Origin of the sequence: Compostibacillus humi (genome assembly GCF_014637175.1) — a bacterium.
In the GTDB taxonomy this organism is placed as follows: domain Bacteria; phylum Bacillota; class Bacilli; order Bacillales; family Amphibacillaceae; genus Oceanobacillus; species Oceanobacillus humi.
In genome coordinates this window covers 1-22,702 of the sequence record NZ_BMEV01000058.1, presented here as the reverse complement: position 1 = coordinate 22,702, position 22,702 = coordinate 1, and the positions used below count along the sequence as shown (strand labels likewise).

The window sequence follows — 22,702 nt, the reverse complement described above, 5'->3', positions numbered from 1 at the left end:
ATTATGGGCTTTGGCAGTAAAGCTTATTTAAGTGCCATTAAGGACCTTTATGACGGCTCCATCATTGCTTACCAGGTTGGACGCTATAATGACAACCCTCTAGTTATGGATACTATCAAAGCGGCTATACAAGCAAATCCTGACGCCACTCCATTGATTCATAGCGATCGCGGTTCGCAGTATACATCAAAGGAGTATCGTTATATTACTACAGAAGCTGGCATGACGCGTAGTATGTCTCGAGTCGGTAACTGTATTGACAATGCTCTGATTGAGAGCTTTTTCGGTCATTTTAAATGTGAATGTTACAACCTAAAGCAGTATAAGTCGTTTGAGGAACTAAAGGAAGATATTGATAAATATATAACATTTTATAACAAAGAACGATACCAAGAGAAACTAAACAGCCTAGCACCGTTAGAATATCGGCACCAGGCTGTCGCATAGATTTTTTGTTTTTTCACTGTCTACTTGACAGGGCGCAGTTCAAAAGGTAGGTGTGGACTATTTTACGCTTACCTCAGTGTTACATGGTCCCTATTTTAAAATGTCCTTTACAAAGGAACATTTTATAGTTAGTTCTCCTTTTTAATTATTACACAACTTTTAGATACTTTTCTATAGAGCCCCTATTAAGTTTTCTAGAAAAAAACATGAATTCTAGCCCTTCGCTAGGTTTGGCAATGGAATAGTTTAAGTAATACTTAATCGGTTCATATCCGTATTTTTCTTTGTATAAATTTTCAATTTGTTCGGCTATATCATACGTTAGTATCCAATACCGATTCTTCATTAATTTATGAATAGATTTGGCCAATTCAACATGATCTTCGTGGTTAAAAAAATTAGTGTACAAATTAGGGCCTTTTTTATAATAAGGAGGATCAAAGAAAGTTAAGGACTTCCGTGTTTTTTTAATTTCATTATTGATAAAATCAATTGCATCGTCGTTACAAACAATTATTTGTTCCGAATGTTTAGCAATTAATTTTATACGTTTAATGATTGTTTTTTTGTTAAATCTACAGTCCATTTTGTAGTTACCATCTTGATTCTTCCCGCCAATAACTCCCCCCTTAATTATGCCTGAACGATTTGTACGATTTAAAAATAGTGTGGAAAAAGCCAAGTCAAATTCATCAGCTAACTCTTTATTATCCTGGATTTCTTTTTGTTTGTACCATTCTTCCATAGTAATATCAGTATTAATAATTTTGTCTATAAGCCGCTCTGATTGATATTTAATACAATTCCAGAAAGAATATATACTTCGATCATAATCGTTAATAATTATTCGTTGAACATCATTATTAATAAGGAGACGCAATGCTACAGCTGCACCACCAGCAAATGGCTCAATATAAGTAATAATATCATTTAATTCTACAAGATGTTTAATATAATGATATGTATTATTTTTGCCGCCTGGATAACGTAGTGGTGAAAATATACTGGCCATTTTATCACCTCTATGTTATAGTACTATATTTTAATAGTCTTGGCCAGTATAACTTTCTATTATGTTATCCATTGCATGGAGTATTTTATATACAACACTCCACGTTTCTAAATTTTCGGTAGATGTTGGTATAAAATCCGGTATATGAACATAATGATTTAGTTTCTGGGTAATAGCAATGTTATTGTTTTTATTGAAGTATGTTAGAATTTGTTTGCCTATTGTACTATATTTCCCATTTTCTAATTTACCAATGTGATTAGCAATATAGTCAAAATATTTCTCACTTAATTCCTTATCACTAAAGTTTTTCACGGTGAGGCCTTTTAATCTATTAGGGTTATCTTTTTCTAAACTACTAAAAACTTTCACATACTCATAAGCATATGTTTCTAGTAGACTTCTTATTAGAAAATTTACTGATAAACCAAAATCTTTATACTGAAGGTGTTTAATTTCATCCATTATTCCGTTTATTCTATCATTCTTTCTAAACTTGTTTTTAAAGTAATATGCCTCTATTAAGCTATTGTATTCACTAGGTTTCTTTCTTGGTCTTCCACCTGGGTTTCGTCCTATACTGATGGTTGTCCCTATGTTTGTATTACTTCCAGTGATTGAAGTGCCAATATCATGACCATTTACGGTGCTGTTGTTAGTTTTACTGGTATTGTCATCGAGATTTCTTCCTGAGTTTGCATTTGTTCCTTGAATGTCAGTTTTTTTTGTGATAACTTTAGTGGTTTCAAAAGTCTTTGACTTTATATTATCATTAATATCTTCAATAGGGTCTATGCTTTCAAAGAATGAAATGGCTTTCTGTTTTGTATAAACATCTCCAACATTAGCATTTTTTGCTATAAAAAATTCTATCATTTCACATATTTTATTAAAATGAATTTCATTATCAACATCAACATGCCGACCGTATTCTAATTTAAAGATTCTGGTTCTAATATCAAGAAAACTAAAAATACGGTCGAAGGTGGTGGTATACGCTTCATTTTTAATCTTATTATACAAATCCTTTAAATCGGGAGAGTTTTGTAGCTTTTTATAAATTTTATTTCCTAAACTGAGTGGTTGGTTAAGATGTCGTGCCTTAAAAGAATCTTTTTCATTAGAATCCCAAGGAATTTGACCCACACCACCTTGTTGACCAGAATGGATTTTGAGTACATGATTGGCCATTGAGTTTTTATCAGTATAGACTTTTACGCTAAGGGGGATGGTGCTAATATTATATTCTTCTTTTAAAGTTTTAATTAATTCATAAGTCCTTTTATACTTGTCTTTTATAATTTCAGAATTATTCCCTAAAAACAATTTAAGTGCTGTTAATCTTCTGTTACCATCATAAACAACATACCTTTCATTTTCTTTTAGTACAATAAAATCTTCCAAAACAACTTTTGTTTCGAATATATCTTGAATTATTTGCTCAATTTTTTTTGGGCCAACTTTTTTAAGTTGAAAAAATGTAAGAATAGCTTCTTTTTCTGATTTTACGGGGTGTGGGAACCTTGGATTTGTTTTTGATAATGTTAAGTCTTTAGCATACATTTCTTTATGTATCGGTCTTTCAAAATAAGTCATTCTAATCCTCCTAATCTCAGAAGTTTAGATCGAATGATTCTAAATAACTTTTAGTAAACTATAGATTAAATCAAATTACCTATAGCTACTTTATAAAAACACACCAAGATGAAAATATTCTTTGGTGTGTTTTAGTCTTTCTGTTTATTTTTCTTTTTCGCTTCCTGAACTATAAATTCAAAATAACTTTCCAGTTGCTTAATTTCTTCTGGTCCCATCGTTTTCCACTTCTCAATATCGAATAATCCAGATTGATCTATGTTGAATTTTTTAAGAAGTTCATTAATCTGCTTTAAGGTATTGTACGAATAATCTTCATTAGAAGGTTCAGGATTATCAGTTCTACCCAATAAGTAATCAGTTTTAATGTTAAAAAGTTCTGCAATACTATTCACTGTATCAACCGGCGGCATTTTTGTTCCATTTTCATACGCTGTGTACGTTACCCTCGCAACGCCTATTTTGTTTGCAACATATTGTTGAGTCCATTTACTATCCTGACTTTTTAATTTTCCTCTATAATTTTTTAGTCTTTGAGAAAAAATCGTCATTCTCCATCAACCCTACCTCTATTAACTACTATTATAAACGTTTCTTCAAGTAACTTCCTTTTTTGTTCCTAAAAGTATAAATACTTTTATAAAAGGGTGTTGTCATGTTGCTGAAAGGTTAGTTTCCTGTAGGAATTTAAGGAGGTGGTACTTTGAGGGAATGCCTTAAAGATTTGAGTTTATAAAAACAATTACACCCAAGAGGAAATATCTAGATTATTGGGTGTTTCAAGAAGTTACTACACTCATATCGAAAAGGTAATTAGTACGCCGTAGCTCAGGAAGTTGTAAAGTTTTAAAGTTTAACTGGGTAATTTTTTAAAATCACAATAGTTCCTCTAAGGAACCGAAAGAGAGTTGAAACAATTGCGGCATTTGTTCTAGAAATTGTGTTTTCATTTCCGCAGCTGATTAACATGGATCCCATATTCAGAGGACAGCTCAGTTAAAGACTTCTCTTCTTTAAGAATTTCCAATACAACTTGTGCTTTAAATTCTGGTGAATATCGTTTTCTTTTTTGTTTCATAAACCTACCTTAACATATCCTTTCTTGCTGTCTAAAATCTTGGGTCCATTATAGATAGACATCCTCGGATATCCATTCTTCCATTCCTAATTTACTGGAAGGGGCAAGCGCACGGTTTGCAACCATCGCAAAAATGGCACGTACTAAATTGATTTCGTGCTTGCGCTCTTTAAAAATCTCTTCGAGAATTGTATCCATCCCTAATTTTTTCCAAATTTATTAAACGTGTGCCTATGAAAAATTCAAAAAATTTTAAGCACAAATCCACGAAAAGATTGATATCAAAGGAAATACATTTGATTATAAAGTGGATTTGTGCCTATTTACTGTCGAACTCGGGTGTGAGTCTACCTGACTTTTTGGACAACCCCTTTATTTTAATCCTTAACAATTTTTAAGAACTCATTTAATTTTATGCGCGCTTCTGGACTTAGAGTTTTGACAGTATCAATAAGTTGAATCAAATCTTCAGGTACATTTTCTATATCTGTTGAGAAAAAAGAAGAAAGATTGGTGTCGAGAGCATGTAATATTCTTTCCAACATGTCTATATCAGGAATAGCTCTGCCATTTTCAAAACGGCTTATGTAAGATTGTGAAACATTAACTTTATCCGCTAATTCCTGTGAGGTTAAGTTTTTAGCTTTTCTTAGTGCTCTTAATTGACGTCCAATATTTTTACTATCTATCATATGAAACCCCTTTACGTATGGTTCTAACTATAGTTTACATTGCTTAAAAAAAATGTGGTCAATTATAGATATTTTAGAACAAATAATCATAAAATATGTTGACAATTAGAACTAAATGTCATAAAATACAAACTAGTAAAAGTTATCTATATTAGTAAATATTTCATAGGGGGTGGAGAATTTATTTGTCTTAATTAAGAAGTGACAGAAATTATATCGAATTACTGGTACGAGTGTGAAGCTGAGGGTTTGGAAAGTTGGTAATAGGAGTAGGATTGTGGTCTTGTCATGTTTCTTAAATATAAACCAGATTGTGGGGTGATGTATTGATTAAGTTTATATTAAAACGGTTGATGCAGGCTGTCATTGTATTGATTGGTGCATCGGCTATTGCATTTGTGTTACTACGGATTATTCCAGGAGATCCAGCATCGTTGATGCTGTCGGAAAATGCTACCGAAGAGGAAATTCAGCAGATGCGGGAACAAATGGGGTTAAATTTGCCCATTTGGGAGCAGTACATAAATTATATTAAAGATATCGTTGTATTAGATTTTGGCAATTCGATTAACCGTGGTTTACCTTCCATGCAATTAATTTTAGAACATTTGCCCGCAACAGCGTTACTCGTATTTTGGGCAATGGTAATAGCTATTGTTATTGCCATACCCCTTGGAATGTATGCGGCAGTGAAGAAAAATTCTCTGTCGGATTACATTGTGAGTGTATTAGCTTTAATTGGCCAGTCGGTTCCAAGTTATTGGCTGGGAATGATGCTGATTCTATTTATCGCAGTTAATTTAAATTTGCTTCCAACATCAGGGTATGGAAGCTGGAGCCATATTATTATGCCTGCGTTTACATTAGCAATTTATCAGTTGGCTTTGATTGCAAGGTTAATGCGCTCAAGCACCCTTGAGGTGCTAAATCATGATTATATTCGAACAGCCCGGGCAAAAGGACTGCCGGAAATAGTTGTCATTTTCAAACATGTTTTTAAAAATGCATTGATTCCTACAATAACAATGATTGGCTTACAAACAGGTCAATTGCTTGGTGGAGCAATTATTACAGAGTTCATCTTTTCCTGGCCGGGTATTGGTTTTTTAACCGTTCAATCGATTCAGGCGCAAGATTACCCGATGATTCAGTCACTTGTAATAATTTCAGCGATTGTTTTTGTTGTTATCAATTTGCTAGTTGATATTGCCTATGCGGTAATCGACCGCAGGATAGTAGTAGATTCATAGGAAGGGATGGAAGTATGAAAGCATTTCTGCTCCGGTTAAGTAAAAGAAAAACAGCGCTTATTGCACTGGCTTTCTTAATAATCATTCTTTTCATTGCCCTATTTGCCCCTATGCTTGCACCGATGGATCCAACGGAACAGGATATAGCTCGAAGACTGATGCCCCCTGGAACCGTCAATGAGGAAGGGTTCATCCATTGGTTGGGAACGGATCAGCTTGGACGTGATGTGTTAAGTCGAGTAATTTATGGTTCGCGAGTATCCATTATGGTTGCAGCAGGTGCGGTTTTTATAGGGGGTGCAATAGGCCTGATTATTGGATTATTATCTGGATATTCAGGCAAATGGATTGACAGTGTACTGATGAGACTAGTTGATATGCAGTTAGCTTTCCCGTTTTTACTACTAGCACTTACTATGGTTGCCATCCTTGGTTCCAGCATTATGAATGTTGTATTAGTTTTATCCGTAACGAGCTGGATTTCTTATGCAAAGGTAGTAAGAAGTTCAGTGTTATCTGTGAAATTTTTGGAGTTTGTCGAGGCAACTAGAGCTGCAGGAACATCAAAATTATCTATTTTGTTCCGTCATATATTACCGCATGTGATGTCACCGTTTATCGTTGTTGCGAGTTTTCAAGTAGCGACTTTGATTATTGCCGAATCTTCTTTAAGTTTCCTCGGGTTGGGTGTGCCAGTTAGTGAACCAACTTGGGGAGCTATGCTTGCCGATGGCAGGGAATACATGACGGATGCCTGGTGGATTGCAATTTTTCCCGGACTTATGTTAATGCTTGTTGCCCTATGTGCCAATCTTTTTGGGGATGGTTTACGGGATATTTTGGATCCTTATTAAAGTTATTTTTCTGAAATAAAAATACAGAATAATCAAAAAATGGGGAGGGAGTTATTTTTGCGAAGTATTCAGTCTCTCGAGGAATTAGAGACGAGACATGGGGAGGTTCAGGAGGCGAGGATTCCTATCGCGGTCTTGCCTGATGGTACAGAAGTATTTATTCCCTTAATTTTAGGGGATGGCAAGGAGTCCGGTCCAACGCTTTTGCTGACAGCATTGATACACGGAGTGGAAATTGGCGGTTACGATGTCATCCGGAGATTGATTTACGAAGACATTAATTTCAATCAGTTAAAGGGGAAAATTATTGCCGTGCCAATAGCAAATCCCTTCGCATTAGGAGCATCGAATCGCTTTACTCCACAAGATTCGGCAGATCTTAATCGTGTTTTCCCTGGGAATCCTTACGGTTCCCTTAGTCAGCGCATCGCCCATGTTTTAGCGGTTAAACTTGCAAGCCACGCAAACTATTGTATTGATTTTCACTCTTGCAATCCGCCATCTGAGCTGTTTACGATTGTTCCCGATATCGGAAACGACAAGGTAAGTGAAATGTCATGGGGCATGGCGGAAGCCTTTGGAGTAATAACTGTCTGTCCGTCGTTTCAAACAGAAGGGACTTTTAGTGATTATTTGTTATCCGTTGGTATCCCGTGCATCACACCAGAGCTAGTTTTTTCCAGACGTTTCAATTCTTCTAGTGAAGTAGCTGCTCAGGGAACGATGAATGTTCTGAAGTATCTGGGAATGATGGATGGTGAACTAAAACCGTTGCAAAGCATCACTCCGTTTCAAGGGAAGATGTTTTACACTGTCTATTATGCAAATAAAGGAGGCTTTGTTTATTTTACGAAACAAGTTGGTGATTTCGTGGAAAAAGGTGAAATGTTTGCTGCTATAAAGAATCCATGGGATGAGACCATCGAAGAAATGCTATCACCGGTAAACGGGAGAATTATTGCCTATCCGATGGCAGGAAATCAAGCAGTAACTACTGGAGACAAAATTGCCTATTTTGCCTATCAGTAGCAAATGAATGGAAAGATGGAAATTAGGAGGTATGGAAGAATGATGTTGAAAAAGACCATTCAGGCATCGCTAATAGCTATTGGTTTAATTTTGTTATTAGCAGCTTGTTCGAATTCAGCGGACAATGTTCAGTCAGGAGGTGGGGATACCAGGGGAGAATCCAAGGAACTTATCGTAGCAACTGGGGCAGACCCTACCTCGCTTGATCCGCGAAAGACATGGTCAGGTCCGGGGTACAGTATTAATTCACATATTTTAGAACCGCTCGTATTTCGTGAAATTAAAGATGGAAAAGTTGAAATCGTAGGGGTATTAGCAGAGGAATTCGAAAATATCGATGAGTATACGTGGAAGTTCACGTTGCGTGAAGGAGTAACTTTCCATAACGGCGTACCACTAACCGCCGAGTCAGTAAAGTTTACACTTGAATCGATATTGGATCCGGAGTTTAATTCTCCTCTTTCCCAGTGGATTAAAGATATTGATGAAATTATAACTGAGGGAGATTTAGTTTTATACATTAAAACGAAAACTCCTACTAGAGGATTAATTGGAGGATTGGCTCAAGTGCCGATCGTAGAACCTGGCGCAGTTGAGGAGCTGGGGGAGGAATTTAACGTAAAACCGGTAGGAACTGGTCCTTACCGAATTGTGGAATATAAGCCAAATAACAGTGTGGAACTAGAGCGTTTTGAAAAATATTGGGGCAAGCCGGGAGTAAATGAACGTATTAAATTTATGATTATGCCAGAGAATGCAGTTCGCCTAGCTGCCTTGCAACGGGGAGATGTGCATATTGCCGAGAACATTCCTTCCGATAAAATTGAAGAAGTCAAAAACGATCCGAATCTTGATGTATATGTAACCGAAACATTACGGGTTAATATGTTTGTGAATAATTTTGACAATGATTGGATGCAGCAACAAAAGTTTAGAGAAGCATTGTCATTGGCAATTGACCGTGAACTGCTCGTAAACAATATATTAGGAGGAAACACAATACCGGCTTCGAGTGTATCCCCGCCAGGAACAATTGGATTTCATGATGAACTTCCTATCTATGAATATAATCCGGAAAAAGCAAAGGAACTGTTAGAAGAGGTCGGTTATGACGGATCGGTAATTAAAATGGGTGCACCAGCCGGCCGGTATGCTATGGACCGGCAAATAGGCGAAGCAGCTGCGGGAATGTTTGAAGATGTTGGGGTTAACATTGATTTAGAAATATTGGAATTTAGCTCCTTTGTACCTAAAACCGACGAAGGATATTATGACATACACTACATTGGTGTTGCCGATTTAACGATTAATCCTTATATGCATTGGATTGGTTATTATAACTCGGAAAACTCGGAAGGCGGTTATGCAAATCCGGAAGTGGATGCGTTAATGGAACAAGCAATCCAGACTATTGATGATGAGGTAGCAATCGAAATTTTTAAAGATATTCAAGAAATATTATATGAAGAAAAACCAACATTGCCATTATATTATGAACCGCACATGGTTGGTGTTCGCAAAGGAGTAAGAGGATTCGAACCAAGATTGGATGAATACATTATTGTTCGCGATGCTTATTTTGAACCATAAATATTATGTTTCTATCAATCTTTGTTTGAAATTTATAGATGAATAAAGTGTATTGGGAGGTAATCTTTATGAGGAAAATTGGAACGGCGTCGTTAATTCCAGGAGAAAAAACAACAGGTTATTTGACGGTTGGAAGTGAAACCGATGGCACTCCGATAAAGCTGTCATTACTAACTGCCAGCGGGAAAGAAGAAGGGCCTACGGTTTGGCTTATTGGATGTGTCCATGGAGATGAATACGGAGGGGCAGCATCCATTATCCAATTTATTAAGGAGTTGGATGTTCAGGAACTGAAAGGGACTATTGTCGGATTGCCGGTAGCCAACCCGCCATCCTTTAAAGCATGGAGCAGAATCTCCCCGCTTGATGGGGTGAATCTTAATCGGGTATTTCCTGGAGACCCTAAAGGAACGTTCAGTTTGCGTTTGGCCCATACTTTATTAGAAACTGTTTCGGAGACGGCTGATTATGTAATCGATTTACATTCTGGAGGAATTGCGCTACACGTACCGTTCTTCGTTATTTATAAGGATGGGGATTCAGATGCAGTTAATAAGTCACGATGGCTGGCAGAACGAATGGGAACGGAAATAATTTGGCAGGCAGCAGGAAACGATGCAACTCAAGGTACAGGTACAGATTATTACACGATGCATGGCATACCTAGTGTCACAGTAGAAGTTGGAGGAGGTACCGTTACAAAAGAGCATGAAAAATTATTTAAAGCATCTATTCATCATGCTTTGCAGGCACTGGAAATGGTACCCGGACAAGCTCCACTTCAAGATTCTTATACCGTGTATAAAAAGGCAGAATTTATGTTTGCTGGGGAAGGTGGATTGTTTGTCCCGGCATGTGAAGTCGGAACGATACTGGCAAAAGGTGACCTGATTGGTTCTATTATGAATCTATATGGTGAGGTTACGGAGGAAATACGCAGTCCGTTTGATCATGGTTTCTTAGCGGCAACGGGCAATCTATACTGGCCTACCGAACCAGGGAGGCTGATTGCGGAAGTATATACAAGTTGATTATGAAAAAATGTTGTAATCTTCGTTGTATTCGTTTTCCCCCTATTTTTATAAAGATTTTGCATTAAAGGCAGTTCAAGAGCTGCCTTTAATGCAAGGAAATGAAAATTATTTGATAAAGATTTTGTTGAGGAGGAGCTTTATGATGGAAAAAATAGGAACGGTAGAAATTGTACCTGGAAAGAAGTCGAAAGGATATATTCCATTTGGAAGTGACACGGACGGGACTCCTTTTCGAATTCCTGTTTTAGTTACTGCAGGGGAAATGGAGGGACCGACCATTTGGGTGCATGGCTGTATTCACGGAGAGGAATACGGAGGTGCAGCTTCTATTATACGCTTTTTTCAAGAGCTGGATGTACGTCAGCTTCGTGGTACATTTATCGGCGTTCCAGTCATGAATTTGCCTTCTTTTAAGGCCCGCAGCCGAATTTCGCCTTTAGACGGGGCTAACTTAAATCGTATTTTTCCAGGAAATCCGAAGGGGACGTATAGCCAGCGACTAGCACGTAAACTATTAGCTTTAATTGAAGAGCATGCGGACTATGTCATTGATTTGCATTCGGGCGGTATTGGGGCACAGGTTCCATTTTATGCTATTGTGAAAGATGACGGAACAGAAGGCTACGAGAAATCCATGTGGCTTGCCAAAAGGATGGGAGCCAATGTCATTTGGCGTTCCGGAGGGGAAATGGTTGTCGATGGAACGATCACTGGTCATGTGTTAGAAAGGGGAATTCCCGTTGTTACTGTAGAGTGTGGAGGAGGAAATGTCACAGAGGAGCATGAAGAGCTTTTTAAACAATCGATATTGAATGCTATGAAAGCATTGGAGATGCTTCCAGGGAAGCCACCAGTTCAAGAGGAGTATAAGATAATCAGCAACGCCGAATTTTTCTTTACAAGAGAAGGAGGGTTATTCATTCCATCATGTCAGGTAGGAGATTTCCTTAAAAAAGGGGATCTGATTGGATGCATCATGAATTTATATGGAGAGGTAACAGAAGAACTGCGCTGTTCAGCAGATAATGCATATGTCGCAGCGGTCGGTCATCGTTACTGGCCGACTGAACCTGGACAACTTATTGCAGAAGCAATTCCAGTAGAGGAGGAAATAACGAGTGAAATCCCCGTTGCTTGAAGTGAAAGATTTGACCCTCCAATTTCAGACTGATAAAGGAATTATTAAAGCGGTAGAACGTGTAAATTTTTCTGTTCATAAGGCGGAAACGGTATGTATTGTTGGGGAGTCTGGTTCAGGCAAAAGTGTTTCTTCCTTGTCCATTATGGGACTTATTCCAAAACAGGATGGAAAAATTACAGAAGGGGAAATTTTATTCGAGGGGGAAGATCTTGTTAAAAAATCAAACAGAGAAATGCGGAAAATCCGTGGATATGATATTTCGATGATTTTCCAGGAACCGATGACATCATTGAATCCTGTTTACACAATCGGTAATCAGATTGCAGAAAGTTTCCGCTATCATATGCAAATGAACCGAAAAGAGGCGATGAAACATGCCATTGAATCTTTGCGCAAAGTAGGTATTCCATCCCCTGAAGAACGGGCATATCAATATCCGCATCAGCTATCTGGGGGAATGCGACAGCGGGTGATGATCGCAATGGCGTTAGCCTGTAAACCTAAATTGCTTATTGCCGATGAGCCAACAACTGCATTGGATGTGACCATTCAAGCACAGGTGCTGGAGATTATGAAGGATTTAAAGCAGGTATTAGGAATGTCAATTTTGTTAATTACCCATGATTTAGGGGTAGTAGCAGAAATGGCAGACAGGGTAGTAGTTATGTATGCTGGAATAGTTGTAGAGGAAGCGGGTGCAGAAGAACTTTTTCATAAGCCATACCATCCATATACCATCGGATTGCTCGAGGCCATGCCATCGATAAGGAGGAACGGGAAGCGAATGAAAACAATAGAAGGTACTTTGCCAGATCCGACGAAAAAGCCTACGGGGTGCCGTTTTCATCCGCGGTGCCCGTTCGCTACCGATCGATGCCGGGTAGAGGAACCGGTATTGGAAGAAGTCTCGTCCGGAAGAAAGGTAGCATGTTGGAATTATAATCCATTGGAAAGGAAAAAGGTGGTTTTAGCATGACCGTTGGATTACTGGAACGTAAAGAAAATATGACTGGTTTGCACGAGCCATTACTGGAAGTGAAAAATTTAAAAAAACATTTTCCGATTAAGCGAAGTATTTTTCGTGGGTCGAGGGGAACTGTAAAAGCGGTTGATGGGGTGTCATTAGCCGTTCAAACAGGGGAAACTCTTGGAATTGTAGGGGAATCAGGATGCGGCAAATCTACCTTGGGAAGAAATATCATCCGGCTTCAGGAACCGACGGATGGAAAAATTTTGTATAAAAATCAAGATATTACCCATTTTAATGAAGGTGAGCTTCGTAAAATCCGGCGCGATATGCAAATCGTTTTTCAAGACCCCTATGCATCCTTAAACTCCAAGCTGAAGATTGGCGAAATAGTAGGAGAACCCTTGCGGGTGCATAGAATTGGAAACAAAAGGGAACGGGAAGAGAAAGTGCAGTATTTGCTGGAAAAGGTAGGACTCGACAAATCCAATATGACAAGGTATCCCCACGAATTTTCCGGCGGACAGCGTCAACGAATCGGAATTGCCCGCGCCTTGTCGATCAATCCGAAGTTAATTGTCTGTGATGAGCCGGTTTCTGCTTTAGATGTATCTGTACAGTCGCAAGTTATTAATTTATTTCAGGATTTGCAGGAGGAGTTTGGCTTAACATATTTGTTCATATCCCATGATCTTTCAGTGGTGCGTCATATTAGTAATCGGGTTGCTGTTATGTACCTGGGGAAAATTGTGGAATTGGCAGAAACCGAAAAGTTGTATGATAATCCGGCACATCCGTATACACAGGCACTCCTCTCGGCCATTCCTATTCCAGACCCGGTAGAGCAGAAACGTAGGGAGAGAATTATCTTAAAAGGTGATGTCCCAAGCCCGGTCCATCCGCCAACTGGCTGTCGCTTTCATACACGTTGTCCGTTAGCAAGGAAAATTTGTAGAGAAGAGGAGCCAACCTTTAAGGAAAGAAACGATGGGCGTTGGGTGGCGTGTCATCTGGTCTAGAGGAAGAAGAGATTATTGGTAAATGTGTTCATAGCTTTAATATAGATAGAACAATTTACATTCGAATTGAAAATATTAGAAAAAAATTAAATAGTTATTTAAAATATACTAGCTAGAGGTGTTTTATTTTGCATTGAAATACTGTTACAATATCAATAAGAAGTTGTCTAGACATCTGAATCTAGGAAAATGATTTCATTACTGATAAACCCACAAAATAGAAGTATGTTTCTCCTTTTTATTGAATTGCATCCGTTTATAAAATCTTATTTCTACAAGATTGGATAGATTCTTATGGTTTGTTTAAAGATAGATTACTGCCCATTTCCGGGCAGTTTTTTTGCTCTTTCCAGAAACTTATGCTTTGCTTTTATTAAATAATATCGATGCGGATTCATAAATTTTCATATGAAGCGGGTTAGATGCAATTTAGGGTGAAAGAGAGGATACAATGATGGCGATTGCAAGCAAGTTAACTTCCATCGGAATTATTGCCTTTAGTTTTGCAATAGGGATTCTTTCATTATATTACTTTAGTGATCTTACAAAGGATGAAAAGAAAAAACACTTGGAAGAGCTGCTGTCCCAGATAATTAACTTTGTTCTTTTGATTTGGCTCGGAAAAATCATTCTAAATATATCTGGTTTTCTATCGGATCCTTTGTCTATTCTCGCTTATCCGAGTGACTCAAAAGTTTTTTACTTTGCCATTGTTTTCATCACGGTATTGCTTCTGTATAAAGCGAAGCGGAAAAACTTACATATGCTGCCGTTATTCAAGTCTTTTGCCCATTTCTTTCTTATCAGCTCCTTTGTCTATGAATTTATTCAATTCATGATTAAAGATAACCGGTATGCTTTTGGACAATTGCTTTTGCTGGCGGTGTTAATCGGGGTTTTCTTTTTCCTTAGGGAGCGCATTAAGGTTACGATACTGTTAATGGTTATCGTTGCGGTCTGGTCTGCGGGAATGATAATCCTGGGATTCATGCAGCCTTTTATAACGGTTTTTGGCTATCTAATGGCGCCATGGTTTATCGTTTTATTTTTTGTTGCAAGCATGTTGGGTTTAACATTTAAACTAAGAATAGACGATATATAATCTCAAAGGCTGAAGCAGATGCGATGCTCTATGCAGGAATCTTTCTGTTTTATCAAGATAACAAGGTTTCAAGGGGTGTTCCAATGAAAAAATGGATTCTATTCGTTGTTGTATTAGGTATGCTAGGCTGGGCGATTTATGATTTTATCGACTCTAAAGAAAATAATGCAGACCAATTTAAAAATGCAGAGGAAGTCCAAGTGGGCGAAACGGAGATTGAGAATGAAAAGGGAGAAGAAACTGAAGTCGGATTAGACATCGGGAATGTGGCTCCGGATTTTGAATTAGAAACATTAGACGGCGACATGGTAAAACTGTCCGATTTTCGCGGAAATAAAGTAATGATTAATTTTTGGGCAACCTGGTGTCCGCCATGCCGGGCAGAAATGCCGGATATGGAAAGATTCCACCAGGATAAGGATATTGTCATTTTGGCGGTGAATTTAACAGATACGGAGAACAGCATAAAAAACATCGAGAACTTCGCCAATGAATTTAATCTCACCTTTCCCATATTATTGGATAAGGATTTAATTGCGTCGGCTCTATACGCCATTAAGCCTATTCCGACGACATACATGGTAGATTCTAAGGGTTATATCAGTTTCAGGGCATTTGGGCCGATGAATTATGACATGATGGTACAGGAGTTTGAAAAGATGGATTGACTATATGATGGGGGAAATGGATAATGCAACAGATATTGCAATCATTTTTAGAGCTTGAGATTTCTGATCAGGAATATTACGACGGCATCATTCGTTTTATTTATTCCGGTAACATTCGAAGCGGGGAATATGAATGCAATCAATTTATAATACAAAAAATGGACTTAACCAATTTTATCATTTATGAAGAATATACCATTAATGGGAAGAGAGAGATTCATAATTCATTTTCGATATCTAAAAATAAATTAATTAAAGCAATTAATGCCCATGCCAAAAAGCAAAAATTTATAGTAAGAGATTTTAAGTGGGCAAACAGCTAGTTGTCGGGTCCTTGTTGTATATAGGTGAAAAAGAAGCTAAGCTGCCGGGCAATTAAGCTGCTTCATGAAAAACCGCACAAATGTGGTGAATATCCACATTTGTGCGGTTGTTTTAATCAGAGTTATTGTACTGTATATCCTCCATCGACAATCAGGCGGTTGCCAGACGTTAAGCTTGAATCGTCGCTTGTCATGAATAGAACGGCTTTTGCCATTTCTTCAGCCTTGCCGAGATGTTTCATTGGTGTTGCATTTGTGAAAAACTTTATGAACAAGTAAATCGTACTCCTTTAAATAAATGATTGCAATGAAATAATCATTAAAATAAAGATAATTATTCATTCTAAAAACTGCCTCCAAATAATGCTGAGGCAGGATACCTTTTTTTCTTGGCCGAATACTGGCAGAAACAACTATGGCAATGCTTCGTTAATTAGTTTGTTTAATATACGAACAATTTATTAGATAAAACGACAATCGTTCGCATTTTTAATTTCTGTTAGATGATTAAAAAGTTAACTAGAACTTCTGTGTTAAATGTTTATAATCATCTATTGGGCCAGATAATATCAGTGTTTTTGCATGGTTAAACGAAAAAAGTGCAATCGCTTGTAGCTAAAATAATTTGCAATATGAAAATTTGGTGCTATACTAAACAACGAACATTTTTCATATAGTCGCAGGAATATGGCCTGCCAGTTTCTACCAGTTTACCGTAAATAGACTGACTATGGAAAAGCAAACCGGATATCGTTTATATCACACACACTCCACCAATTCGTATGATGAGATTATGATAATCTCAAAATAAACGATTATCCGATTTCGGACTATTCAGCCTGAAATGCGTGCTTTTTCATAGGAAGCATGTGTTTCGGGCGTTTTCTTTTTCCATAGGATTATATGAAAAAGGGAATACATACAAAGAAGCGGGAGGAGCATAGCTGAATAATTTTGATTCATACCGCATAAATCGCTGCAGCAGTGTATAATTCATAACGCTTTTGGAAAACTATGACAAATCATGTGAAAGAAACAGGAGGAAAAACAATGACTAAACGAATTAGTTTACTTTTCATTTTAGTTCTGTCTTTAGGCTTATTATTAGCGGCTTGTGGCGGAGCAAACGAAGAAGATAATGCAGGTACGGAAGATAACGGTGATAATGCTACAGAAAACGGAGAAGCTGCTTCTGACTACAAAGTTGCTATGGTTACCGATGAAGGCGGTGTCGATGATAAATCTTTCAACCAGTCCGCTTGGGAAGGTATTGAAGCTTGGGGACAAGAAAATGGTCTATCCAAAGGTGAAGGGTATGATTATGCCCAATCTGATGAAAAAGCGGATTATATGCCAAACATCAGCCGCTTTGTCCGTGATGAATACAATCTGATTTTTGGTGTTGGATTTAAATTAAAAGAAGATATTCAAAAGGCTGCCGATCAATTTCCGGAAGCAAACTTCGGAATTGTTGATGACGTAGTAGAAGCTCCAAACGTAGCAAGCATTACGTTTAAAGAACATGAGGGTTCTTTCTTGGCTGGTGTAGCAGCTGCAATGAAGACGGCTACGAATAAAATCGGCTTTGTCGGCGGAATTGACTCTCCATTAATCAAAAAATTTGAATCCGGATTTATTGCTGGTGCGAAATCTGTAAATCCTGATATTGAAGTAGAAGTACAATATGCGGAATCTTTCACGGATCCTGCAAAAGGAAAACTGATTGCATCCAACATGTATGACAGCGGGGTTGATGTTATTTACCATGCTGCCGGCGGAACAGGCAACGGTGTATTTAACCAGGCAAAAGACTTGAAACAAAATGATCCAGAACGGGAAATCTGGGTAATTGGTGTTGACCGTGACCAGCATGATGAAGGTCAAATCGGAGACCATAATGTAACATTGACTTCCATGGTTAAGCGAGTAGACGTTGCAGTTCAAGATGTTATTAATAGAGGTGCAAACGGAGAATTTCCAGGCGGGGAACAAGTTGAGTACGGTATTGGAGAAAACGGTATTTCCATTGCAACTACAAATGAAGATGCAATGACGGAAGAAATCATTTCTGCGGTGAAAGAATGGGAAGAAAAAATTCTTAACGGAGAAGTGGAAGTACCACAAACAATCGACGAACTCGAAACGTATGTTAACTCTTTATAATCAATAGGAAGGGAAGGCGCTCTCAGCCTTCTCTCCTTCATATATCGGTCTTTTCCAAACTTTCAGCGAAAGAAGAGCAGAGCTTTGCCTTCTTTCGTTCTTAATGTTTACATACAGAAATTTCCATTTTTACCAAGTGTATGGAGAACGCCTTAAACTGAAAGTCATATTAAAAAAGGGTGAAAGAACTTGGAGTATGCCATTGAGATGTTAAATATAAGGAAGGAATTTCCTGGAATCGTTGCCAACGACAATATTACTCTCCAATTAAAAAAAGGAGAAATTCACGCGCTCCTCGGAGAAAACGGTGCAGGGAAATCTACCTTAATGAACGTGCTGTTTGGATTGTACCAGCCGGAACAGGGCGAAATTCGCGTGAAGGGCAAAAAGGTGAATATTACGAATCCGAATATCGCCAATGATTTAGGTATTGGGATGGTTCACCAGCACTTTATGCTTGTAGAGCCATTTACTGTAACGCAAAATATCGTGTTAGGAAAAGAACCGAAGAATAAATTCGGAATGATTGATATTCAAAAGGCACGGAAAGAAATAAAAGAATTGTCCGACCGTTACGGACTAAAAGTAGACCCGGATGCGAAAATTAGCGATATTTCTGTAGGGATGCAGCAGCGGGTGGAAATACTGAAAACATTATACCGCGGAGCAGAAGTGTTAATTTTCGATGAGCCGACTGCTGTTTTGACACCGCAAGAGATTAGTGAACTATTGGATATTATGCGTTCCCTTGTAAAAGAAGGGAAATCGATCATCCTGATTACTCATAAACTTAAGGAAATTATGGAAGTATGTGACCGCTGTACCGTTATTCGCAAAGGAAAAGGGATTGGTACGGTTAATGTTTCTGAAACGAATGTGAACGAGCTGGCATCGTTAATGGTTGGCCGGGAAGTACATTTTAAAACGGAGAAAAAGGAAGCCAGGCCTGGGAAAACCGTTCTAAAAATTGATGATTTATACGTGAAAGATAAAAGGAAAGTAGATATCGTCAAAGGATTAGATTTGGAAGTACGAGCCGGTGAAATCGTCGGAATCGCCGGGGTAGACGGAAACGGACAGTCTGAACTGATTGAGGCGATTACCGGGTTAACAAAAGTCAGCTCTGGATCCATTAAACTAAACGATAAAGAAATCGCCAATCTTTCTCCGCGGAAAATTACCGAAAACGGTGTCGGTCATATACCGCAGGACCGTCATAAATTTGGTCTTGTATTAGACTATTCCATCGGGGAAAATATCGTATTGCAGACGTATTATAAGAAGCCTTACTCAAAGGCAAAAGTTTTAAATTATAAAGAAATATTCCGTAAAGCTCAATCGATTATCGATGAATATGACGTTCGGACTCCAAGTGTATATACAAAGGCCCGGGCCCTATCAGGCGGAAATCAGCAAAAAGCGATTATTGGCCGGGAAATAGACCGTTCTCCTGACTTGCTCATTGCTGCTCAGCCAACACGCGGCCTTGATGTGGGAGCGATTGAATTCATTCATAACAAACTAGTTGAGGAAAGGGACAAAGGAAGAGCAGTCCTTCTTGTTTCCTTCGAGTTGGATGAAATTATGGACGTCAGCGACCGGATTGCGGTCATGTTTGACGGTAAAATTGTCGCCATTGTGAAACCGGAAGATACGAATGAACAGGAACTAGGATTGTTAATGGCTGGCAGCCAAGTGAAGGCGGGTGAGCAAAGTCAATGACTTCAAATAATAAGCTGTTTGGAATTTTAGTGCCGATTATTTCAGTACTCCTCGGATTAATCGTCGGGGCGCTGATTATGTTAAGTTCCGGCAATAATCCGCTGGAAGGCTATGTTGCATTATGGAATGGAGCTTTCGGCGATGCTTATACGCTCGGTGAAACAATTCGCAGAACAACCCCATTAATATTGACTGGGCTTGCCGTTGCCTTCGCCTTTAAAACAGGTTTGTTTAATATTGGTGCAGAAGGGCAAGTCATCGTCGGCTGGATAACGGCTGTATGGGTAGGTTTGGTCATTGATGCACCGATGATTATTCATTTGCCTCTTGCTATTCTTGCCGGAGCTATTGCTGGCGGTCTTTGGGGGTTTTTGCCCGGCCTGTTAAAGGCAAAACTTGGCGTTCACGAAGTAATTGTAACGATTATGATGAACTACATTGCCCTATATTCTACCAATGAGATTATTCGCAGTGTGCTGACGGATCAGCAGACAACTACAGACACGATTGCGGAAACTGCCTCTTTGGCATCTCCTTGGCTGCAAAGTCTGACCTTTTATTCCCGGGTACACTATGGGGTTTTCATTGCCCTGCTTGCAGCCGTGATAATGTGGTTTCTTGTGGAACGGACGACATACGGCTATGAATTGAAGGCTGTAGGTTTTAATCGGCATGCTTCGAACTATGCAGGAATGAATGTAGGAAAAAATATTATTTTGTCCATGGTCATTGCGGGCGCATTTGCTGGTCTTGCGGGAGCAATGGAAGGCTTAGGGACGTATGGAAACATGTCCGTTATGTCCGGATTTACAAATTTAGGGTTTGACGGGATTGCGGTGGCACTGCTCGGAGGAAATAATGCATTAGGCATTGTCCTTGCTGCCATCTTGTTCGGCGCGTTAAAAGAAGGTGCCGGAGAAATGCCAACGGCGGCCGGCGTGCCGACGGAGCTTGTTGACATTATTATTGCGCTTATTATCTTTTTCGTTGCCTCTAGTTATATCATTCGCTGGGCAATACTTCGCTTTAAAAAGGAGGAAAAATAGATGTTTGATACATTGCAGTCGATTATTCCTACCGTCTTGTTCTATTCCGCACCCCTTATTTTGACAGCATTAGGCGGAGTGTTCAGTGAAAAATCTGGTGTTGTAAACATCGGACTAGAGGGGCTTATGGTAATAGGTGCTTTCACAGGAATTGTCTTTAATCTTACATTTGCGGATGTTTTCGGTACTTGGACTCCTTGGGTATCAATCGTAGCCGCGACAGTGATAGGTGCAATTTTTTCCATTATTCATGCTGTCGCTTCCGTAACCTTTCATGCGAATCAGGTTGTAAGCGGTGTTGCAATCAACATGCTTGCCGTAGGAATCGGAGTATATTTAACAAAGGAATGGTACGATAAAGGGCAAACGGATATGGTAGCTCAACCGTTCTATACGACGAGCATTCCGATATTGAGTGAGATTCCAATTATCGGGCCGCTATTCTTTAAAGGAATATATCTCACTTCCTACGTTGCGATTATCTTAGCCTTTGTTTCTTGGTTTGTTCTGTACAAGACACCATTTGGCCTGCGCCTTCGTGCGGTTGGGGAGCATCCGATGGCTGCAGACACGAACGGGATTAAAGTTGCTCATATGCGCTATATTGCGGTCATTTTGTCCGGTGCTTTTGGCGGTTTGGGCGGAGGTGTATTTGCCCTTACGATAGTATCAAACTTTTCCGGTTCGACGATTGTCGGACAAGGATTTATCGCATTAGCTGCTGTTATTTTCGGAAAATGGCATCCCCTCGGTGCAATGGGGGCAGCTTTATTCTTTGGCCTGGCCCAAAGCTTGAGTGTCGTTAGTGCCGGAATACCTTTGTTGGAAAATGTGCCGCAAGTCTTCTTGCTAATTGCGCCATATGTATTAACGATTATTGCCTTAGCTGGGTTTATCGGACGTGCCGATGCACCGCGGGCAAACGGCGTGCCGTATATTAAAGGAAGCAGATAAATTTATCTGCTTCTTTTTTTGAGATTTATCAGCTAGTGTGGTCTTCTGGTATATAATGCAGTTTGTTCTAATGGTTTCATCCCCTCTCGGCCGATTGTGCTTATGTTTTTGCCAAAATCAGCCGAGATAAGTGTTCTCTCGGTCGATTATGCTCGTGTTTTTTCCAAAATCAGCCGAGATAAATGATCTCTCTAAAGATTCCTGACCGTGGCAATAGTTAGCCCTGAACTTTGATTACACAAGTGTCCTGCCAGACGCATATTTTGTAGAAAAGGTAAAAGGAGCTAACAATAAGATGTATGGTTATCGGCAATGTCCAGAAGGCCACTATCCGTATACGATTAAGCCGGGGGATACACTAAATTATATTGCTTTTCGGCTGGAGACAAGTGTTTCAAGAATTATAGCAGCCAATCCGGGGATCGATCCATATAACTTGCAAGTCGGCCAAATTATATGTATTCCTGCTTGTCCGCCAAATCATCGTCCAATTATTATCCAGCCTGGAGACACCCTTTACCAACTTTCACAAAAATATGGGGTAACCATTGAAAGTATTTTAGAAGCAAATCCGAGTGTTGACCCGAACTATTTGCGGGTCGGGCAAAGGATATGCATCCCGTCAGCCTGCGGGTTGAGATAGGGAGAATTTCTATATGATTGGTAGTATTCAGCCTCCCTGTTAGATGAACATGGAGTATAGCGGGTGGGGAAGCATTAACTGCAGCTAATATAATGCCTTCGATTTACGCAAAAAAGGGAATCTCTTTTGCAGAGATTCCCGTATCAGGTTTATTATCTTTCTACAACAAATGCCTTGTCTTTATTCAGCATAAATGGGCGATATAACCCTGCAATGCTAGAAAGCGGCAGAACTTCTGGCTTAAGATTAATATTTAATACCACTAGCATTGCATAAATTAAATCTAAAAACAAAAAATACTAAGAATGTTCAATTATTTAGTGGTTTGTCCATAAAAAAATCCTTTATACTGAATAGGACGGGTGGCTTCCT

23 protein-coding genes, 2 pseudogenes and 1 riboswitch are annotated in these 22,702 nt (G+C 38.9%); of the genes and pseudogenes, 18 read left to right on the top strand and 7 right to left on the bottom strand.

The features are described 5' to 3' along the window. On the top strand, positions 1-447 hold a 447-nt coding region (locus tag IEV18_RS13290; protein ID WP_188392874.1), incomplete at its 5' end, for an IS3 family transposase. 148 nt (positions 448-595) lie between these two features. Here the strand turns inward: IEV18_RS13290 and IEV18_RS13285 are convergent. The 3 genes from IEV18_RS13285 to IEV18_RS13275 all read right to left on the bottom strand — a co-directional run bounded on the left by IEV18_RS13285 (position 596) and on the right by IEV18_RS13275 (position 3,606). Next, positions 596-1,459, bottom strand: coding sequence for a DNA adenine methylase (locus IEV18_RS13285; protein WP_188392873.1), 864 nt, complete (start codon positions 1,457-1,459; stop codon positions 596-598). A gap of 30 nt (positions 1,460-1,489) precedes the next feature. Next, positions 1,490-3,055, bottom strand: coding sequence for a hypothetical protein (locus IEV18_RS13280; RefSeq protein ID WP_188392872.1), 1,566 nt, complete (start codon positions 3,053-3,055; stop codon positions 1,490-1,492). Between the two features lie 131 nt (positions 3,056-3,186). Then, positions 3,187-3,606 (bottom strand): helix-turn-helix domain-containing protein, encoded by a 420-nt coding sequence (locus IEV18_RS13275; protein WP_188392871.1) that lies wholly within the window; start codon positions 3,604-3,606, stop codon positions 3,187-3,189. 207 nt (positions 3,607-3,813) lie between these two features. Here IEV18_RS13275 and IEV18_RS17625 point away from each other — a divergent pair, with 207 nt between their 5' ends. Continuing rightward, a complete protein-coding gene (locus IEV18_RS17625) occupies positions 3,814-3,882 on the top strand; it encodes a hypothetical protein (RefSeq protein ID WP_373281933.1) in 69 nt (22 codons plus the stop codon). Between the two features lie 122 nt (positions 3,883-4,004). Here the strand turns inward: IEV18_RS17625 and IEV18_RS13265 are convergent. From IEV18_RS13265 to IEV18_RS13255, 3 genes and pseudogenes are all read right to left on the bottom strand, one after another. Continuing rightward, positions 4,005-4,133: pseudogene (locus tag IEV18_RS13265) on the bottom strand (transposase); the annotation flags it as partial. 48 nt (positions 4,134-4,181) lie between these two features. Continuing rightward, the gene (locus IEV18_RS13260; protein WP_188392869.1) at positions 4,182-4,331 is read right to left on the bottom strand and encodes a hypothetical protein; all 150 of its coding nucleotides are present in this window, start codon (positions 4,329-4,331) and stop codon (positions 4,182-4,184) included. Positions 4,332-4,510: 179 nt separating this feature from the next. Further along, complete coding sequence (locus IEV18_RS13255; protein ID WP_188392868.1) at positions 4,511-4,825, bottom strand: helix-turn-helix domain-containing protein; 315 nt, start codon at positions 4,823-4,825, stop codon at positions 4,511-4,513. A gap of 326 nt (positions 4,826-5,151) precedes the next feature. On the opposite strand from IEV18_RS13255, the gene IEV18_RS13250 reads away from it, so the two are divergent. The 11 genes from IEV18_RS13250 to IEV18_RS13200 all read left to right on the top strand — a co-directional run bounded on the left by IEV18_RS13250 (position 5,152) and on the right by IEV18_RS13200 (position 15,802). Beyond that, on the top strand, positions 5,152-6,075 hold the full coding sequence (locus IEV18_RS13250) for an ABC transporter permease (protein ID WP_188392867.1): 924 nt from the start codon (positions 5,152-5,154) through the stop codon (positions 6,073-6,075). A gap of 14 nt (positions 6,076-6,089) precedes the next feature. After that, the gene (locus IEV18_RS13245) at positions 6,090-6,929 is read left to right on the top strand and encodes an ABC transporter permease (protein ID WP_188392866.1); all 840 of its coding nucleotides are present in this window, start codon (positions 6,090-6,092) and stop codon (positions 6,927-6,929) included. 57 nt (positions 6,930-6,986) lie between these two features. Next, positions 6,987-7,958, top strand: a complete 972-nt coding sequence (locus tag IEV18_RS13240; RefSeq protein WP_188392865.1) for a succinylglutamate desuccinylase/aspartoacylase family protein — start codon at positions 6,987-6,989, stop codon at positions 7,956-7,958. 39 nt (positions 7,959-7,997) lie between these two features. Then, positions 7,998-9,548 (top strand): ABC transporter substrate-binding protein, encoded by a 1,551-nt coding sequence (locus tag IEV18_RS13235; protein ID WP_188392864.1) that lies wholly within the window; start codon positions 7,998-8,000, stop codon positions 9,546-9,548. A gap of 68 nt (positions 9,549-9,616) precedes the next feature. Further along, the gene (locus IEV18_RS13230; protein WP_188392863.1) at positions 9,617-10,579 is read left to right on the top strand and encodes a succinylglutamate desuccinylase/aspartoacylase family protein; all 963 of its coding nucleotides are present in this window, start codon (positions 9,617-9,619) and stop codon (positions 10,577-10,579) included. Positions 10,580-10,721: 142 nt separating this feature from the next. Then, on the top strand, positions 10,722-11,720 hold the full coding sequence (locus IEV18_RS13225; protein WP_188392862.1) for a succinylglutamate desuccinylase/aspartoacylase family protein: 999 nt from the start codon (positions 10,722-10,724) through the stop codon (positions 11,718-11,720). After that, positions 11,701-12,699 (top strand): ABC transporter ATP-binding protein, encoded by a 999-nt coding sequence (locus IEV18_RS13220; protein WP_188392861.1) that lies wholly within the window; start codon positions 11,701-11,703, stop codon positions 12,697-12,699. Before IEV18_RS13225 ends, IEV18_RS13220 begins: the two co-directional genes overlap by 20 nt. Then, positions 12,696-13,709: an ABC transporter ATP-binding protein gene (locus IEV18_RS13215; RefSeq protein ID WP_308421574.1), complete on the top strand. Its 1,014-nt coding sequence runs from the start codon at positions 12,696-12,698 to the stop codon at positions 13,707-13,709. Before IEV18_RS13220 ends, IEV18_RS13215 begins: the two co-directional genes overlap by 4 nt. 454 nt (positions 13,710-14,163) lie before the next feature. Further along, positions 14,164-14,811 carry a hypothetical protein gene (locus tag IEV18_RS13210; protein ID WP_188392860.1) on the top strand — a complete coding sequence of 216 codons (648 nt, stop codon included), beginning with the start codon at positions 14,164-14,166 and terminating at the stop codon, positions 14,809-14,811. Positions 14,812-14,894: 83 nt separating this feature from the next. Continuing rightward, positions 14,895-15,479: a peroxiredoxin family protein gene (locus tag IEV18_RS13205; protein WP_188392859.1), complete on the top strand. Its 585-nt coding sequence runs from the start codon at positions 14,895-14,897 to the stop codon at positions 15,477-15,479. A 23-nt stretch (positions 15,480-15,502) separates the two neighbouring features. Further along, positions 15,503-15,802, top strand: a complete 300-nt coding sequence (locus IEV18_RS13200; protein WP_188392858.1) for a hypothetical protein — start codon at positions 15,503-15,505, stop codon at positions 15,800-15,802. 122 nt (positions 15,803-15,924) lie between these two features. On the opposite strand, the pseudogene IEV18_RS13195 reads toward IEV18_RS13200, so the two are convergent. Further along, a pseudogene (locus IEV18_RS13195) lies at positions 15,925-16,059 on the bottom strand (SDR family oxidoreductase); the annotation flags it as partial. A 392-nt stretch (positions 16,060-16,451) separates the two neighbouring features. Continuing rightward, positions 16,452-16,553: riboswitch (purine riboswitch) on the top strand. 299 nt (positions 16,554-16,852) lie between these two features. Between IEV18_RS13195 and IEV18_RS13190 the strand changes: the two are divergent. From IEV18_RS13190 to IEV18_RS13170, 5 genes are all read left to right on the top strand, one after another. Continuing rightward, positions 16,853-17,965 (top strand): BMP family lipoprotein, encoded by a 1,113-nt coding sequence (locus IEV18_RS13190; protein ID WP_188392857.1) that lies wholly within the window; start codon positions 16,853-16,855, stop codon positions 17,963-17,965. A 189-nt stretch (positions 17,966-18,154) separates the two neighbouring features. Continuing rightward, entirely contained in the window at positions 18,155-19,687 is a 1,533-nt protein-coding gene (nupO, locus tag IEV18_RS13185) for an ABC transporter ATP-binding protein (protein WP_188392856.1), read from the top strand. Then, the gene (locus IEV18_RS13180; protein WP_188392855.1) at positions 19,684-20,733 is read left to right on the top strand and encodes an ABC transporter permease; all 1,050 of its coding nucleotides are present in this window, start codon (positions 19,684-19,686) and stop codon (positions 20,731-20,733) included. The genes nupO and IEV18_RS13180 overlap by 4 nt, the downstream gene beginning before the upstream one ends. Then, positions 20,734-21,687, top strand: a complete 954-nt coding sequence (locus IEV18_RS13175) for an ABC transporter permease (protein ID WP_188392854.1) — start codon at positions 20,734-20,736, stop codon at positions 21,685-21,687. Positions 21,688-21,982: 295 nt separating this feature from the next. Continuing rightward, positions 21,983-22,330, top strand: coding sequence for a LysM peptidoglycan-binding domain-containing protein (locus tag IEV18_RS13170; protein ID WP_188392853.1), 348 nt, complete (start codon positions 21,983-21,985; stop codon positions 22,328-22,330). The last annotated feature ends 372 nt before the right edge of the window (positions 22,331-22,702 follow it).